We start from the raw sequence: 14,914 nt of genomic DNA, 5'->3' as shown, positions 1-14,914 counted from the left end.
ATTCAGCGCGGCGGCTGTTCAGGAGTCCACGCCTGCGGTAGACCCGGCTGCCCGGGAAACAGGAAGTCGACGAATGCCTGTGCGGTCGGCTGTGGCTCGTGATTCGCCAGCCCGGGACGCTCGTTGGCCTCGATGAACACGTACTCGTCGCGGGTGACGTCGGGCACCAGCAGATCGATGCCGGTGACCGGAATGCCGATGGCGGCGGCCGCCGCCACCCCCACCCGGCACAGCTCGGGGTGCACGGTGGCCGTCACGTCGTGAATGGTGCCGCCCTGATGCAGATTGGCGGTCCGGCGCACCCGCAGGCGCACCCCCTCGTCGAGCACGTCATCGAACGACAAGCCGGCTTCGGCCACGGTCGATTCGGTGACGTCATCGACCGGAATGCGTGACTCGCCGCCGGTGGCGGCGGCCCGCCGGCGGCTCTGGGTCTGGATCAGCTCCAGAATGGTGTGCTTACCGGTGCCGACCACCTCGGCGGGTTTGCGCAGCGCGGCCGCGACCACCTTGCCATCGATGACCACCAGGCGCAGATCGTCTCCGTCGGCGCGCTGCTCGATCAGCACTTCGGGATGTTGTTCACGGGCACGGGCGAGTGCGGAATCCAGCGCCTCGGGTCCGTCGACCCCGACGGTGATGCCCTTGCCCTGTTCGCCGCGGGTCGGTTTGACGACGACGTCGCCGACGTCGGACAGGAATGCATGGTCCTCGGCGTCGAACGTGGCCAGCCTGCCGCGGGGCACCACGATGCCGGCCTCCGAGACGATGCGACGGGTGAGCCGCTTGTCGTCGCAGCGGCTCATCGCCACCGCAGAGGTGTATTCGCTCAACGATTCCCGGGTCACCACACTGCGCCCGCCGTGCGACAACCGCATCTCGCCGGTCTCGGCATCGAGCACCTCGACCCGGATACCGCGACGCATGGCCTCGTCGGCGATGATGCGCGCGTAGGGGTTCAGATCGTCGACGGTTTCCGACGGCGGGGTGAACAGCGGCTCGTTGATGGCGTTCTTGCGTTTGACGGCCAGCACCGGGACCCGCTGGAAACCGAGCTTCTCGTACAGCGCGATCGCGGCCTCGTTGTCGTAGGCCACCGACAGGTCCATGTAGGCGCGGTCCCGGTCACGGAACATCGCGGCCAGCGTGCGGGTCAGCGCGGCGCCGATGCCGGGCAGACTCGTCGTCGGGTCGACGGCCAGGGTCCACAGGCTCGAGCCGTCCTCGGGATCGTTGAACAGCCGCTTGTGGTCCACCCCGGTGACGGTGCCGATGATCGAACCGTCGTCATCGCGTACCGCGACCAGATACTCGACCGCATCGCAGTGCAGGTGGTTGTTCCAGATCACCTCGGTCGGCGCGGGAACCATGCCGCAGCGCAGGTAAACCCGGTTCATCTCGTCGGCGTCGGACTTGTCGCGCAACGCGCGCACCGAGAAGCCGATCGGCTGGCTCGGGTCCGGATCGTCGGGAGACAGTCGCCACCGGTAGGTGTGGCTGGGGTCGATGAACAGCTCGGCCGGTGACTTCGCCACCAGCACATGGGATTCGCGGGCGTAGATGCAGATGTCCCTGCGGCCCCGGACTTCTTGCTGCAGCACGGCGGCCAGCTTGTCGGGATCATCGAAGGTCTGCCCGAAAATCAGTCGGCCCCAACCAAGTTCGAGCACCGTGTCATCGGACATCTCCCGGACGAGTTCCTCCGGCGACGCCTCGTGCAGGCTCAGCGTGATGGCCTCGGTATGCGACGTCACGCTGCCGGCCCGGTGATTCCGTGCTGCTGCAGCCACAGTTCGAGCAGTCCGATCTGCCACAGCTCGTTCCCGCGCAGCGGGGTGAGGCGGCCGTTGGGGTCGGCCAGCAGGCGTTCCACGGCATCGGGCCGGAACAAGCCGCGCTCCTTGGCCTGCGGCGCGTACAGCGCATCGCGGACCATGTCCAGATACGGACCCTCCAGGTGGGTGAGTGCGGGCACCGGGAAGTATCCCTTGGGCCTGTCGATCACCTCGGAGGGAATGACCTGCCGCGCAGCCTCTTTCAGCACACCCTTGCCGCCGTGGGCGGTTTTGAGTTCTGGCGGGCAGGTGGCGGCGAGCTCGACGAGTTCGTGGTCGAGGAAGGGCACCCGGCCTTCCAGCCCCCACGCCATCGTCATGTTGTCGACGCGTTTGACCGGATCGTCGACCAGCATCACGGTGGTGTCCAGGCGCAGCGCGCGGTCCACACCGGTCTGCGCACCGGCCCGGGCGAAGTGCTCGGCCACGAACGCCAGACTCGGGTCCTGGTCGCTGATCCGGTCCGCGGCCAGCAGGTCGGCGACGCCGTCGTGGTCCCGATCGAAGAACGCTCCTCGATAGCTGGCCACCGAGCCGGCCACGGTGGCGGCATCCGGCTCGCCCATCGGGGGATACCAGTGATAGCCGGCGAACACCTCGTCGGCGCCCTGCCCGGACTGAACGACCTTGACGTGCTTGGCCACTTCCTGGCTGAGCAGATAGAAAGCCACGCAGTCGTGCGACACCATCGGCTCGCTCATCGCGCCGATCGCCCCTTCGAGGGCGGGCAGCATGCGGGCGGTGTCGATGCGGATCTGGTGGTGATCGGTATCGAACCGCTTGGCCACGATGTCGGAGTAGACGAACTCGTCGCCCTTGACCCCGCCGACCGATTCGAACCCGATGGAGAACGTGGAAAGGCCGTGCTGGCCGGCTTCGGCCAATAGCCCGACGATCAGGCTGGAGTCGACTCCGCCCGAGAGCAGGCAGCCGACCGGCACGTCGGCGACCAGGCGTCGCTTCACTGCCTTGCGCAGGGAGTCGAGAACCGCGTCCTCCCAATCGCGTTCGCTCCAGCCGGCGTGGTCGGCGCGGCGGCTGAAATCGGGTTCCCAGTAGGTGATTTCGCGTCGCGTGCCATCAGGTTCGATCGCCAGCAACGTGCCGGGGGAGAGCTTGCGCACGCCGCACAGAATGGTGTGGGGCGCGGGTACCACCGAATGGAAGGTGAGGTAGTGGTGCAGCGCGATCGGATCGATGCGGGTGTCCACACCGCCGCCGGCCAGCAGGGCGGGTAGCGACGACGCGAACCGGATTCGATGCGAATCTTCGGTAATGTAAAGCGGTTTGATGCCCAGGCGGTCACGGCCCAGTAGCACTCTGCCGCTGTCGCGCTCGACGATTGCGAAGGCGAACATCCCGTACAGATGATCGACGAACCGGTCACCCCAGTGGTGGTAGGCCTTCAGCAGCACCTCGGTGTCGCTGTGCGAGAAGAACCGATAACCGTGCCCGGCGAGTTCGTCGCGCAGCGATTCGTAGTTGTAGATGCAGCCGTTCCAGGCGATCGTCAACCCGAGGTCGGCGTCCACCATGGGCTGGGCACCGGCTTCGGAGAGGTCGATGATCTTCAATCTGCGGTGCCCGAGCGCCACCCGGCCCTGTGACCACACCCCGGCTGCATCCGGGCCCCGCGGTTCCATCGTCTCCGCCATGGCAGCCACCGCCGCCACATCGGGGGCCTGACTGTCGAGGCGGACTTCGCCCGCCGCTCCACACATCGTCCCGACCTATCCCGTCTGTTCGCTGACTTGGCCCTCCTATTTACCCGCGCGTGACGGGTCCTAACCCGGGCGGAGACGGCGCTCACAAAAGACGGGGCTCCACACAAACCGCGCCCCTCGGCCTGGGGGCACGAGGGGCGCGGGGCCCGCCTGGGGGCGGGCCTGGGGTGTGGTCTCCTTCAGCGACTCAGGAAACCCCCTCCAGCTTTTCGCCGGTCGTATCGACCTGCTTGATCGGGCCGGTGAACCAGTTCTTCACCGACACATGCCAGTAGATGTAGAGCAGGATCAGCACACCGCCCACCAGCAGCGGGGTGTAGTTCACGAACTTCCACTCGAAGCTGGGATCCCACGGTGCGCCGCCGATCGACGTCGGGAACATCGCGATGATCGAGGTGACGATGATCTCGATCAGCGCCACCGGTGCCATCCACTTGTGGTGGCCACGCAGATTCCACCTGCCCAGCGGGAACGAATCGCCGGCCTTCCAGCGGTAGTAGATCGGCACCGCGAAGCACAGGTACAGACCGACCACGCCGATCGACACCACCGCGAAGAACGCGATCGGCACCGGGGCGCCGTTGATATCGACCTTGACCAGCGCGGGCAGGGTAATGATGGCCGCGATCACCGCGGTGACGATGACCGCGTTGGCCGGGACCTTCCTGGCGCTGAGCTTGGCCCACAGCTGATGTCCGGGCACCGCCCGGTCACGGCTGAACGCGAACAGCATCCGCGAGGCGCTGGTCTGGCAGGCGGTCGTGCAGAACAGCTGGCCGGCCGTGGAGATCAGCAGGACCAGTCCGGCCCACTTGGAGGTCAGCGCCTGGCTGAAGATCGTGGCCACGGCGCCACCGCCCGAGGTGACCCCGTCGACGTCCTGCACGGCGAACAGGAAGGTCAGCAGCAGGATCCAGCCACCGATCGCCGAGTAGAAGATCGAGCGCCAGATGCCCTTGGCGGCGCCGTCGGCCGCACTCTTGGTCTCCTCGGACAGGTGAGCCGAGGCGTCGTATCCGGTGATCGTGTACTGGGTCAGGATCGCCGACATCGGCAGCACGAACAGCAGGAACGTGAATCCGGAGGTGGATCCGCCGAAGAAGCCGGTGTTGTTGACCGTGGTGGCGAACACCGTGGAGAAGCTGGCGTGCTGCTCGGGCAGGGCCCACAAGATGACGATGACGGCCGCGGCACCGAAGACATGCCACCACACCGACACGTTGTTGATGACCGCGAGCAGGTGGCTGGAGAAGATGTTGATGGTCGCGACGATCAGCAGGATGACCACGAAGAGGATGAAGGTCCGGGTCAGGCTGTAGCCGGCCAGCCAGCTCTCGCTGAAGGTGCCGAGCGTCAGGTCCAGGAACGTCGCCGACCCGTAGGCCACCGAGGCCAGGATGGCGATCAGGCCGATCAGGTTCAGCCAGCCGGTGTAGAACCCGGCCTTCGGGCCGCCGAGTTTGGCTGCCCACCAATAGATTCCGCCCGAGGTCGGGAATGCCGACACCAGCTCGGACATACACAGGCCGATGATCAGGATGAAGACCGAGATCAGTGGCCAGCCCCAGGCGATGGCTGCCGGGCCGCCGTTGTTCCAGCCGAGGCCGAAGGACGTGAAGCAGCCGGCCAGGATCGAGATGATCGAGAACGAGATGGCGAAGTTGCTGAACCCGGACCAGGACCGGTGCAGTTCCTGGGTGTAACCGAGACTGGCGAGATGTTTTTCGTCCTCGTCGAGTAGTTCGTGACCCTCTGGCACGGCTCTTCTCCTTTTGGGCGTGGTAGCAGCGAGCGTCGACCGGCGCTCTCTGAGTAGGGACAATAGGCCGCTATTGGTCTGGTGTCCTACCTTTGGAGTGACGTTTATGTAAATCTGGATGATGACGTCACCGCAGCGGTGGCATCCAATGGTTGACTTTCCGTCGAATCATGATCGAACCGGCTTTATCGAGAGGGGCACCTGTGACGCCAGATGGTGTAGGCCGCCGCCGGCCTGGTCTGTTGGTGCAGGCCGAACTCGAGGCCATGGTGGCCGCCGGCGAGATCGACACGGTGATTGTGGCCTTCACCGACATGCAGGGCAGGTTGACCGGTAAGCGGGTCGCGGCCCGGCTGTTCGTCGAGGAGGTTGCCGCGCATGGGTCGGAGTGCTGCAACTACCTGCTGGCCGTCGACGTCGACATGAACACCGTCGACGGGTACGCGATGTCCAGCTGGGAGTCCGGCTACGGCGACATGGTGATGACACCCGACTTCTCGACCCTGCGCCTGCTGCCATGGCTGCCCGGCACCGCCCTGGTGATGGCGGACCTGTCGTGGGTGGACGGCGGCCCGGTGGGTCCTGCGCCACGCTCCATCCTGCAGACCCAGCTGGACCGACTGGCCCAGCGCGGGCTGGAGGCGTTCGTCGGCACCGAGCTGGAGTTCATGGTTTTCGACGACACCTATCGCGACGCCTGGGCTGCCGGGTACCGGGGACTGTCCAAGGCCACCGACTACAACGTTGACTACGCGATCCACGCGTCGACCAGGATGGAGCCGCTACTGCGCGCCATCCGTCTCGGCATGGATGGCGCGGGCATGTACTGCGAAGGCGTGAAGGGGGAGTGCAACTTCGGCCAGCAGGAGATCGCATTCCGCTACGACAGCGCACTGGTCACCTGCGACAACCACACCATCTACAAGAACGGTGCCAAGGAGATCGCCGACCAGCACGGCAAGAGCCTGACGTTCATGGCGAAATACGATGAGCGCGAAGGCAACAGCTGCCACATCCACATCTCGCTGCGTGGTGAGGACGGCGCCGCGGTGTTCGCCGACGCCGACGAGCCGCTCGGGATGTCGCCGATGTTCCGCAGTTTCATCGCAGGCCAGCTCGCCACTCTGCGTGAGCTGACCTTGTTCTACGCGCCGAACATCAACTCCTACAAGCGATTTGTCGAGGGCAGCTTCGCTCCGACGGCAGTGGCCTGGGGCCTGGACAACCGGACCTGCGCGCTGCGCGTGGTGGGTCACGGCCATTCGATGCGGATGGAGTGCCGCGCGCCCGGCGGAGACGTCAACCAATACCTCGCGGTGGCCGCGCTGGTGGCCGGCGGTCTGTACGGCATCGACAACGGGCTGGAACTTCCCGACGCCTTCGCGGGCAACGCCTACACCAGTGGCGCCGAGCGGCTGCCGACCACATTGGCCGAAGCCGCCGCGCTCTTCGAGGGCTCGACCGTGGCTCGCGAGGCGTTCGGTGATGAGGTCGTCGAGCACTACCTCAACAATGCCCGGATCGAGCTGGCCGCGTTCAATTCCGCGGTCACCGACTGGGAGAGGGTGCGCGGCTTTGAGCGCCTCTAAGCGGCCCGTGATCGGCCTGACCACCTACCTTCAGCAGGCGAAGTCCGGCATCTGGGACGTGCCCGCCAGCTTCCTGCCGGGCATCTATCTCGAAGGGGTGTCGCTGGCCGGCGGCATCGCGACGCTGCTGCCGCCGCAGCCGGTCGACGAGGAGATCGCGAACCAGATCCTGGACGGGATCGACGGCCTGATCATCACCGGCGGCAGGGATGTCGACCCGGCCGCATACAGCCACGACCCGCATCCCACCACCGACAAGCCGGATCGCGGTCGCGACGCCTGGGAATTCGCACTGGTGGCCGCCGCATTGCGCCGTCATCTGCCGATACTCGGAATTTGCCGGGGCGCACAGGTTCTCAACGTCGCGCTGGGCGGCACGCTGCACCAGCACTTGCCGGACATCGTCGGGCATACCCGCCATCAGCAGGGCAACGCGGTGTTCAGCACCTCCTCGATCAGCACCGTCGCAGGCAGCAGACTGGCCGGGCTGGTCGGGGAGAGCACGAAGGCGCAGTGCTATCACCACCAGGCGATCGATCGCCTCGGTGATGGTTTGATGATCAGCGCGCTGGACGACGACGGGGTGATCGAAGGCGTCGAAATCCCGGGCCAAGACTTCGTTCTCGCGGTGCAGTGGCATCCCGAGGAGACGCTGGACGATCTTCGCCTGTTCGCCGGCCTGGTCGAGGCGGCACGGATCTACACGACAGAGAGAGCAGGGTTTTGAGTACGACTGAGCTGGTCAATCCCGCGACCGAGCAGGCGCTGCGCACGGTCGAGCTGACCGACGTCGCCGGGGTCGACGACGCGATCGCGCGCGCCAAGGTCGCGCAAAAGGCCTGGGCCGCTGCCGCTCCCGCTGAGCGGGCGGCCGCGCTGCGCGCCTTCGCGGCCGCGGTCGATGCCCACGTGGGGGAGCTGGCAGCGCTGGAAGTCGCCAACTCCGGGCACCCGATCGGCGCTGCCGAATGGGAAGCCGGCCACGTACGCGACGTGCTGCAGTTCTACTCGGCCACCCCGGAACGACTGTCGGGCAAGCAGATTCCGGTTGCGGGCGGCCTGGACGTCACGTTCAACGAGCCGATGGGCGTGATCGGCGTGATCACACCGTGGAACTTCCCGATGCCGATTGCGGCGTGGGGCTTCGCGCCCGCACTGGCTGCCGGTAACGCGGTGGTGCTCAAGCCGGCGGAGTGGACCCCGCTGACCTCGATGCGCCTCGGTGAGCTCGCGGTGGAAGCCGGTCTGCCGCAAGACCTGTTCCAGGTGCTGCCCGGCCGTGGTTCGGTGGTCGGCGAGCGCTTCATCAGCCACCCCGATGTCCGCAAGATCGTGTTCACCGGCTCCACCGAGGTCGGCACCAAGGTGATGGCCGGGGCGGCCAATCAAGTCAAACGGGTGACCCTGGAATTGGGCGGCAAGAGCGCCAACATCGTCTTCGACGACTGCGACCTCGAGAAAGCGGCCGCCACCGCACCGTACGGGGTCTTCGACAACGCCGGGCAGGACTGCTGTGCGCGCAGCCGGATCCTGGTGCAGCGCAGCGTATTCGACAAGTTCATGGAATTGCTCGAACCGGCCGTCAAGGGCCTGGTCGTCGGTGACCCCGCGGCCAGGGAGACCGAGATGGGTCCGCTGGTGAGCCGCAAGCATTTCGACTCGGTGGCCGCCTATGTGCCCGACGACGCACCAGTCGCCTTCCGCGGCTCAGCGCCCAGCGGGCCTGGCTTCTGGTTCCCGCCCACGGTACTCACCCCCGACCGCACCGACCGGACCGTCACCGAGGAGATCTTCGGTCCGGTCGTCACCGTGCTGCCGTTTGACGACGAGGCCGACGCCATCGCGCTGGCCAACGACACCGAATACGGCCTGTCCGGGTCGATCTGGACCGACAACCTGTCGCGGGCGGTGCGAGTGTCGCGGGCGGTCGAGGCCGGAAACCTCAGCGTGAACTCGCATTCGTCGGTGCGGTACAACACCCCCTTCGGCGGCTTCAAGCAGTCCGGACTTGGCCGCGAGCTCGGCCCGGACGCACCCCTGCACTTCACGGAAACCAAGAACGTCTTTTTTGCAGTAGAGGAGAGCTAGATGGATCTGTCGCAGCGACTCAAGGACAAGGTCGCGGTCGTCACCGGCGGTGCGAGCGGTATCGGACTGGCAGCGGTCAAGCGGATGCGGGACGAGGGTGCGATCGTCGTGATCGGGGATCTCGACGAGACGACCGGCAAGACCGTCGCGGACGATCTGAACGTGACCTTCGTCCAGGTCGACGTCGCAGACCAGGTCGCGGTGAATCGCTTGTTCGACACCGCATTCGAGGTGCACGGCGGCGTCGACATCGCGTTCAACAATGCCGGCATCAGCCCGCCCGACGACGACCTGATCGAGACCACCGGCATCGACGCCTGGGACCGGGTGCAGGACGTCAACCTCAAGTCGGTCTTCTTCTGCTGCAAGGCCGCGCTGAGGCACATGGTGCCCGCGCAGAAGGGCTCGATCATCAACACCGCGTCGTTCGTCGCGGTCAACGGCTCGGCGACCTCCCAGATTTCGTACACCGCCTCCAAGGGCGGCGTGCTGGCCATGTCGCGGGAGCTCGGAATCCAGTACGCGCGCCAGGGAATCCGGGTCAACGCCCTCTGCCCCGGCCCGGTGAACACCCCGCTGCTGCGGGAGCTGTTCGCCAAAGACCCCGAGCGGGCGGCCCGCCGGCTGGTGCACGTGCCGATGGGCCGGTTCGCCGAGCCCGAGGAGCTGGCTGCCGCGGTGGCGTTCCTGGCCAGCGACGACTCGTCGTTCATCACCGGGTCGAGCTTCCTGGTCGACGGCGGCATCACCGGCCACTACGTGACTCCGCTGTAGGAGGCAAGAACTCATGTCAGCTCCGGAACCGCAGCAGGCCCATGAGGCACTGCTGCGTCCGGTGCGCCTCGGTAATGCCTTCGAGGACACCGTCGGCCGCCTGCTGCAGACGATCAAGCTCGGTGTGCTGACGCCGGGTGATTCGCTGCCGCCCGAACGGGAGCTCGCGGCCCGGCTCGGGGTCAGCCGCGACACCGTCCGGGAAGCGATCAAGTCGCTGGCCGACGCGGGCTATCTGGTGTCGCGGCGTGGCCGCTACGGGGGCACCTTCCTGGCGGAGTCGCTGCCCGCGCCGACCGAGGGGGTGGTGCGGTTCAGCCGCGCCGATATCGACGATGCGCTGCGGCTGCGGGAGATTCTCGAAGTGGGGGCCGCCCGGATGGCCGCGACCCGGACGCTGACCGCCACGGAGCGAGAAGGGCTGTGGTCCCGGCTGTCCGACGTGCGCTCCGCGTGCTCCGACGACTACCGGAGGCTGGACTCCCGGCTGCACCTGGCGATCGCGGAGGCGGCCGGATCTGCGTCGCTCGTGCCGTTGGTGGCCGAGAACCGGATGCGGCTGAACGCCCTGCTGGACCAGATTCCGTTGCTGCGGCGCAATATCGCGCACTCCGACGAACAACACGAGGCGATCGTCATCGCCATCCTGGCCGGCGACCCCGATGCGGCCGGCGCGGCCATGCAGGCGCATGTTGCCGGATCAGCTGCCCTGCTACACGGCTTTTTGGACTAGATTCTGAGTGCGTGAGCTGTGGACGGGTGCTGCCGCACGCGAGCGGTCAGTGACCGATGGGCGCGCGGTTCAGCCTGCTCGGTGACGTCGAGGTTCATCTCGACGGCCGGCCGCTCGATGCCGGGCATGCACGTCAGCGCTGCGTCCTGGCCGCGCTTCTGGTCGATGTCAACCGTTCGGTGTCGGTAGATCAACTCCTGGACCGGGTGTGGGCCGATGCCCCGCCCCGTCGGGCCCGCAATGCGTTGGCGGGCTATGTCTCCCGGCTGCGCGGCCTGCTCGCCGGAGTGGACGGTGTCAGCATCGGGCGTGGCCCCGGTGGCTACCAGCTCAGCACCGATCCGCTGTCCATCGACGTGCACCTGTTCCGGCAGCTGGCCTCATCCGCCCGCTCGACAGACGATCCGGTCGCGGCCACCAGTCTGTTCGACGAAGCACTGGCGCTGTGGCGCGGCGAGCCGTTCGCCGCGCTGGACACCCCGTGGATCCTCGATGTTCGGGGTTCCCTTGAGGTGGAACGGCTTTCGGTCGTCCTCGACCGCAACGACGCGGCCCTGCGCGCGGGCCGGCATCACGAGCTTCTCGGCGAGTTGGTCACCGCGCTCGCGGCCCATCCGCTGGATGAGCGGCTGGCCGGTCAGCTGATGCTGGCCCAGTACCGCAGTGGCCGGCAGGCAGAGGCTCTCGACACCTACCGTCGGATGCGAGACCGGCTCGTTGAGGAACTGGGCGTCGATCCGGGCCCGTCGTTGCGTGCGGTCCACCAGACGATCCTCGACGGCGACGAGGGAGCCAGAGTCGAGGTGCCTGCGCAGCCGGTGAGGACTCGCCCGCATGCCGGTCTGCCGCGGCGGGCGACCAGTTTCGTCGGTCGCGAGCAGGAGGTGGTCGCCGCCGGAAAGGCGCTGCAGGAAGGCCCGCTGGTCACGTTGACCGGGGTCGGTGGCGTCGGCAAGACGCGGCTTGCACTGGAGGCCGCGGGCCGCGACGAACATCGGTTCGCCGACGGGGTGTGGCTGTGCGAACTTGCCCCGGTCGAAGACGGCGTGGCGGTGGGTCACGCGGTGGCCGCCGCCCTGACCCTGCAGCAGCGCCAGGGGCTGAGCATCGACGAGACGCTGATCGAATACCTGCGAGCTCGCGAAGTGCTGCTGCTGATCGACAACTGCGAACACGTCCTCGACGATGCCGCGAGGCTGATCGACCAGATCGTTCGCCACTGTCCGCGGGTGTCACTGCTGGTCACCAGCCGTGAGCCGCTCGGCATCGAGGGGGAGCGCATCGTCGCGGTCCCGCCGCTGGGTGTGGACGAGGCCACCGAGCTGTTCGTCGACCGGGCCCGGGCGGGCCGCCCGGATTTCGATCCCGACCGCGAGCCGGTCGGCGCCGTCGCCGAGATCTGCCGCCGCCTCGATGGGCTGCCGTTGGCCATCGAATTGGCCGCGGCGCGAATGCGCGCGATGTCCAGCCTCGACGTCGCCCGCCGGCTGGACCGGCTGCGGTTGCTCAGCGGCGGTGTGCGCAGTGCCCATCCCCGCCATCAGAGCCTGGCCGCGACGATCGATTGGTCCTACCGCTTGCTCGCCGACGAGGAGCAGGCGCTGTTCGCTCAGCTGTCTGTGTTCGTGGGCGGCTTCGATCTCGCTGCGGCACACGGGGTATGTGCTCCTGACGGTGCCACCGAGGACGACACCCTGGACCTGCTCAGCGGGTTGGTCGACAAGTCGATGGTCGTGGTGCGATCCGGGCCGGAGTCTGCTCGCTTCACCGTGCTGGAGATGCTCAGGGCGTTCGGTCGAGACAAGCTGCGGGAGAACGGGATCGCGGAGTCTTGCGCTACCAGGCATTCGCAGTATTTCACCGGCTTGGCCGAGAATGCGGCGGCGGGTATGCACACCCCTGATGAAAGGACTTGGGCCGAAAGGATATTGCCCGACTACGACAACCTGCGGGCGGGATTCGAGTGCGCGATGGCCGATGGCGATGTCGACCGGGCACTGCGGTTGGTGACGTCGCTGCCCGAGCCGGTGTTCCTGCGCATCGGTTACGAACCCGCACTGTGGGCCGAGCGGGTGTTGGGCGTCGCGCCGCCGGAGCACCCGCTGGTTCCCGCCGCCGCGGGATTCGCGGCGCGGGGAGCGTGGATTCGGGCCGATCATGCTGCCGCGCGCGCATGGGCGAGTCATGTCGCGGGCCGGGTGCCCGGCCGAGGCAATGGCCGCATCGCCTATCCCGGTGACGTGCTCGCTGATGTGGCTCTCTACGAGGGCGACCCCGAGACTGCGTTTCGCCATTACGAGGCCGAGGTCATCCGGGCGCGGAGCGAGAATGACCCGATCCGCTTGGTGTGGACGCTGTTCTACATGGCGATCTGCTATGCCGCACTGCGTAACCCGGACGGCGGCCTTCACGCGGCCGAGGAAGCCTGCGTCGTTGCCGACGGTACGGCGAATCCGACCGCCCGGTCGATGGCGGACTATGCAATGGGATTGGTGCTCAAGAAGTCTCAGCCGGATCGGGCACTGGCACTCTTCGACGAGGCGGCCGAGCTGGCGGCGTCGGCACACAACTTCTGGTGGCACGGCATCGCCTTGATGGAAGCGGCGTCTACCCGTGCCGTCCATGGCGATCCCCACACGGCGGCAGGCGATTTCGTCGCCGTGCTCGATCACTGGGACAGGGTGGGGGACTGGAGCCAGCAGTGGCTGAACTTGCGCTATGTGACCCGCCTGCTGGTTCGCCTCGGTGCCGACGAGGACGCCGCCGTGCTGCACCGAGCACTCGTGGAAGCGGGCAAGCCCTCACCGTTGAGTCAGACTCAGATCGTCAAGCTCGGCACGGGTCTGGGTGTGCCGCGAACCGACGCGCTGACCGGCGCGGACGCCGTGGCGCGTGCCCGGGCCAGCCTGCGCCGCCTTAGCTCCTGACCTGCGGATTTCACGATTGTTTCATCATTGTTGAAACGCCCGCGCGCATCGTCGTCGCATGACCGAATGCATCGGATTCGTCGGAGCGCTCGCGGTGGCCCTGGGGGTCGGGACCGCGCCACTCATCACGCACAGCACACCGTCAAGCACACCGCCCCGCGTCGAAGTCGCGGTCCAACTGGCGTCCGACTCCGAGCCGCTCATCGTCTACCCGACTACCGTGCCGCGCATCGCAGCTCCGACTGGAGACGCCGAAAAGGTTGCGGCACCGGTAGTCCGGGTGATGACAGTGACGCCCGGTGTCCGCCCGATCATCGGCCCCGGCGGATGGCTGATCGGCAATGGTGTCGAGCCGGGTCAGGACGGCGGGCTGCTGATCGGCAATGGTGCGGACGGTGCGTCCGGCCAGGACGGCGGCAATGGCGGCCTGCTGTTCGGTAACGGTGGCCGCGGTGGCGATGCGCTGCCCGGCAAGGCCGGTGGAAACGGCGGCGACGCAGGGATATTCGGCAACGGCGGCGCCGGTGGTATCGGCGGTGACATGGTGAAGAACTCACCCGACGAGGCCCGCGCTGGTGACGGCGGCAGGGGCGGCAACGCCGGCTTGTTCGGAACCGGTGGCGCAGGAGGTGCCGGAGGCAATGCTGCGAACCTCTTGACCGGCGACGCCTACGCAGGCAACGGCGGCAAGGGTGGCAACGCGGGCTGGTTGCGTGGTGATGCCGGTGCCGGCGGCGCAGGCGGTGGCGCGGGGGCTGCCGAAAACCTGGCCTATGGCGGCCTCGGCGGTGACGGCGGCGACGGTGGGCTGCGAGGCAACGGCGGTGCCGGAGGCGCGGGCGGCATCGGCTCCAGCTTCGGACCCGCGACCGGCGGACTGGGCGGCTCCGGCGGCGCGGGTGGGACGTTCACCGGCAACGGCGGCGATGGGGGCGCGGGTGGTCTCGCGTTCAGCCGGCAGAAGAGCGCGTTTGGTGGATCCGGTGGCTACGGCGGCAACAGCGGAGCCTTCGGCAACGGCGGCGCCGGCGGCGCAGGCGGTGAAGGCCGGTCCGAAGACGGGAGCGCCTTCGGTGGTTCGGGCCGCGACGGCGGCGACGCCGGTATCAACGGGGCGGGCGGCAAGGGCGGCGACGCGGGAATCGCGGTCGGGGGCAAGGGGGATGCGACCGCGGGCCACGGCGGCAATGGCGGCGACGGAGGCGTGATCGCAGGAACCGGCGGAAACGGCGGGTCAGGCGGCGTGGCCGACATCGTCAACGGCGCCGCCAAGGGCGGCAACGGCGGCGTCGGCGGTGCGAGCGGTCCGGGGCGCAAGGGCGGTAACGGCGGTAACGCGGGTAACGGCAATGCCAACACCGGCAGCGGTTATGGCGGTAACGGCGGGCCGGGCGGAGCCGGCACGCCTGGCGGTGACGGCGGCACCGGCGGGACCGGCAGCACCCGCAACGGCAGCAATGGGCCAAATGGCCGGAATCGGTAGAC

General features: G+C 67.6%; 10 protein-coding genes. 7 read left to right on the top strand and 3 right to left on the bottom strand.

The features are described from left to right. Positions 1–2 precede the first annotated feature (2 nt). The 3 genes from ngg to EV580_RS03855 all read right to left on the bottom strand — a co-directional run bounded on the left by ngg (position 3) and on the right by EV580_RS03855 (position 5,318). Positions 3–1,754, bottom strand: a complete 1,752-nt coding sequence (gene ngg / locus EV580_RS03865) for an N-acetylglutaminylglutamine synthetase (RefSeq protein WP_133689797.1) — start codon at positions 1,752–1,754, stop codon at positions 3–5. Continuing rightward, a complete protein-coding gene (locus EV580_RS03860; protein WP_133689796.1) occupies positions 1,751–3,556 on the bottom strand; it encodes an N-acetylglutaminylglutamine amidotransferase in 1,806 nt (601 codons plus the stop codon). The genes ngg and EV580_RS03860 overlap by 4 nt, the downstream gene beginning before the upstream one ends. 190 nt (positions 3,557–3,746) lie before the next feature. After that, the gene (locus tag EV580_RS03855; RefSeq protein WP_133689795.1) at positions 3,747–5,318 is read right to left on the bottom strand and encodes an amino acid permease; all 1,572 of its coding nucleotides are present in this window, start codon (positions 5,316–5,318) and stop codon (positions 3,747–3,749) included. A gap of 266 nt (positions 5,319–5,584) precedes the next feature. On the opposite strand from EV580_RS03855, the gene EV580_RS03850 reads away from it, so the two are divergent. From EV580_RS03850 to EV580_RS33600, 7 genes are read left to right on the top strand one after another with little or no spacing between them, the layout of a single operon-like run. Further along, positions 5,585–6,907, top strand: a complete 1,323-nt coding sequence (locus tag EV580_RS03850; RefSeq protein ID WP_166654637.1) for a glutamine synthetase family protein — start codon at positions 5,585–5,587, stop codon at positions 6,905–6,907. Then, positions 6,894–7,634, top strand: a complete 741-nt coding sequence (locus EV580_RS03845; protein ID WP_133689793.1) for a gamma-glutamyl-gamma-aminobutyrate hydrolase family protein — start codon at positions 6,894–6,896, stop codon at positions 7,632–7,634. Before EV580_RS03850 ends, EV580_RS03845 begins: the two co-directional genes overlap by 14 nt. Then, positions 7,631–8,995, top strand: a complete 1,365-nt coding sequence (locus tag EV580_RS03840) for an aldehyde dehydrogenase family protein (RefSeq protein ID WP_133689792.1) — start codon at positions 7,631–7,633, stop codon at positions 8,993–8,995. Before EV580_RS03845 ends, EV580_RS03840 begins: the two co-directional genes overlap by 4 nt. Next, positions 8,996–9,769, top strand: a complete 774-nt coding sequence (locus tag EV580_RS03835) for a 3-oxoacyl-ACP reductase (protein WP_133689791.1) — start codon at positions 8,996–8,998, stop codon at positions 9,767–9,769. A 13-nt stretch (positions 9,770–9,782) separates the two neighbouring features. Next, positions 9,783–10,502 carry a FadR/GntR family transcriptional regulator gene (locus EV580_RS03830; protein WP_133689790.1) on the top strand — a complete coding sequence of 240 codons (720 nt, stop codon included), beginning with the start codon at positions 9,783–9,785 and terminating at the stop codon, positions 10,500–10,502. Positions 10,503–10,558: 56 nt separating this feature from the next. After that, a complete protein-coding gene (locus EV580_RS03825) occupies positions 10,559–13,429 on the top strand; it encodes an AfsR/SARP family transcriptional regulator (RefSeq protein ID WP_133689789.1) in 2,871 nt (956 codons plus the stop codon). 58 nt (positions 13,430–13,487) lie between these two features. Beyond that, positions 13,488–14,912: a PGRS repeat-containing protein gene (locus EV580_RS33600; protein WP_166654573.1), complete on the top strand. Its 1,425-nt coding sequence runs from the start codon at positions 13,488–13,490 to the stop codon at positions 14,910–14,912. Positions 14,913–14,914: the final 2 nt, after the last annotated feature.

Origin of the sequence: Mycobacterium sp. BK086 (genome assembly GCA_004362315.1) — a bacterium.
Classification (GTDB): Bacteria; Actinomycetota; Actinomycetes; order Mycobacteriales; family Mycobacteriaceae; genus Mycobacterium.
The sequence above is the reverse complement of the archived record's forward strand: the minus strand, read 5'-3'. Positions and strand labels throughout refer to the sequence as shown.

Coding starts and splice junctions, on each gene's coding strand:
- EV580_RS03860 (WP_133689796.1), bottom strand. CDS start 3,556: ATGTGTGGAGCGGCGGGCGAAGTCCGCCTCGACAGTCAGGCCCCCGAT.
- EV580_RS03835 (WP_133689791.1), top strand. CDS start 8,996: ATGGATCTGTCGCAGCGACTCAAGGACAAGGTCGCGGTCGTCACCGGC.
- EV580_RS03850 (WP_166654637.1), top strand. CDS start 5,585: ATGGTGGCCGCCGGCGAGATCGACACGGTGATTGTGGCCTTCACCGAC.
- EV580_RS33600 (WP_166654573.1), top strand. CDS start 13,488: ATGACCGAATGCATCGGATTCGTCGGAGCGCTCGCGGTGGCCCTGGGG.
- EV580_RS03825 (WP_133689789.1), top strand. CDS start 10,559: ATGGGCGCGCGGTTCAGCCTGCTCGGTGACGTCGAGGTTCATCTCGAC.
- EV580_RS03830 (WP_133689790.1), top strand. CDS start 9,783: ATGTCAGCTCCGGAACCGCAGCAGGCCCATGAGGCACTGCTGCGTCCG.